1 protein-coding gene is annotated in these 1,757 nt (G+C 68.1%); it reads right to left on the bottom strand.

Annotated elements, in window-relative coordinates; all coding sequences use genetic code 11:
- Window positions 1-252 precede the first annotated feature (252 nt).
- The gene (locus CA983_RS43320) at window positions 253-1,149 is read right to left on the bottom strand and encodes an aminoglycoside phosphotransferase family protein (protein WP_086606072.1); all 897 of its coding nucleotides are present in this window, start codon (window positions 1,147-1,149) and stop codon (window positions 253-255) included.
- Window positions 1,150-1,757 lie beyond the last annotated feature (608 nt).

Here is a 1,757-nt window from a genome sequence, read left to right as displayed (position 1 = left end):
CCCTCACCCCGTCCGAGACCCGCCACATCCTCACCCCGGCGCTGCGCGCGGCACTGACCCGAGGCCGCGCACCGCGGCAACCACCAGAGCAGGCCGTCGAGGCTCGCCGACCTCGGGCTGAGGCGCCCATCTGGCCTTGACCACCTCAGCGCCTCCGGTGCGGCTACAACGCGTGGTGATCGATGAACCCACGAAGGTGGACTGCCGCACGGCCCTCAACCAAGATCGAGAACAAGTTCGAAGAAGCGCGCATCAAACGCCCTTCAGAACACGCTCAAGTGCCGCCCGGCCTACAGGGCCCCAGTTCGGCTTTCCGCCAGGAAGACCCCGATCTCCGTTCTGCCCCATGAGCATCAGGAAGAGGCTCTTCATCGCGGCCAGCCCGCGGGCGCGCCGGATCGTCGCCTCGTCTGCATGCGCGTACGTGTCGAAGAATCGTGAGGCCGTGCCCGCGGGTAGCAGCATCCATGCGGCGGCGAGGTCCCAGGCCGGGTCGCCGGCGAACATGGCACCGAAGTCGACGATGCCCGAGAGCGTTCCGTCCGAGACGACGACGTTCGCGGGATGGAGGTCGCCGTGCACCCATACCGGCGGGCCATCCCACTCGGGGGCCGCGACGGCATCGTCCCAGACGGCCCGGGTGTCGGCAGCGACGTCGTCGGGGGCGACGGCCTGGAAGAAGTTCTCGAAGCCGTTGGTGCACTTCTTGGGGTGAGCGCCGAAGTCCGAGCTGATCGGTGCCTCGGCGGGCGCCTCCACGTGGAGCGCCCGGAGGAAGCCCGCCAGCGTGTCGGCCGCGTGGGCGCCGCGGCTGATCGAGCAGTGGTCCAGCGGCTCGCCGGGAACCCACGTCATGACGGTCCAGTGCTTGGGGAAGCGCTCGGACGGTTCGCCGCACCGCACGGGGGTCGGCACCGGGAGCGGCAGGCCCGGGGCCAGCGCGGGTAGCCACCGCCGCTCCTTGAGCTGGAGCTCCGGGGTGGGGTCCATGCGCTGCATGCGCACGGCCAACTCCTCCCCGAGGCGCCACATTTGGTTGCCCCAGCCGCCCGCAACCTCGCGGATGGCCAGCCCTGCAAGGTCTGGATGTTGCTCCTGCAGCAGGTCGCGAACCAGGTCTGCGGTGATCTCGATCTCGGTGTCCGTCATGCGAATTCACAGTACTGAGGCGGCAGGCGGAACGGCTCTCGCTCTCCGGAACATCTCGCTGTGGTGCCTCTGGCATCACCGATTCGGTTTCAGAGAGCTACAGGGAGAGGCTTTGGGACGGACCGGCCCCAAAGTTCAGAGAAGTCACGAGACCGAACGAGATGGCGCCTGACCAGACGGTTCGGGGCATGGCAGACCTCCGCGGCGGGCCCCGAGCACCTTCAGGCCAGGAGCTCCGTCGTCCCCGTGCACTCTGGCAGCGGAAGTCTGGTGCGTGCGTCCAGGTCGCCAGCGCGCGTACAGCGAAAGGGGAGCGGAAGAAGCCCACCGCAAGATCTTGTCAGGCGGGTCTCGTCGTTCTATGCGGCCATGCCGTCGATGACGCGGTTGTCGAACGCGTCGCGGGACCCTGAGCGGTGGGGCTGACCTGCGTGAACCGCCCGGTGGGCGAAGGAGCAGTGGAGGGGGCGATGGAGGGGCCCGTGGAGGTCTGCCATGCCCCGAACCGTCTGGTCAGGCGCCATCTCGTTCGGTCTCGTGACTTCTCTGAACTTTGGGGCCGGTCCGTCCCAAAGCCTCTCCCTGTAGCTCTCTGAAACCGAATCGGT

It is taken from the genome of Streptomyces swartbergensis (genome assembly GCF_002148965.1).
Classification (GTDB): Bacteria; Actinomycetota; Actinomycetes; order Streptomycetales; family Streptomycetaceae; genus Streptomyces; species Streptomyces swartbergensis.
This window is presented reverse-complemented; position numbering and strand designations above follow the sequence as displayed.

Bases quoted from the DNA above. Each gene is read 5' to 3' on its own strand.
- CA983_RS43320 (WP_086606072.1), bottom strand. From the start codon at position 1,149: ATGACGGACACCGAGATCGAGATCACCGCAGACCTGGTTCGCGACCTG.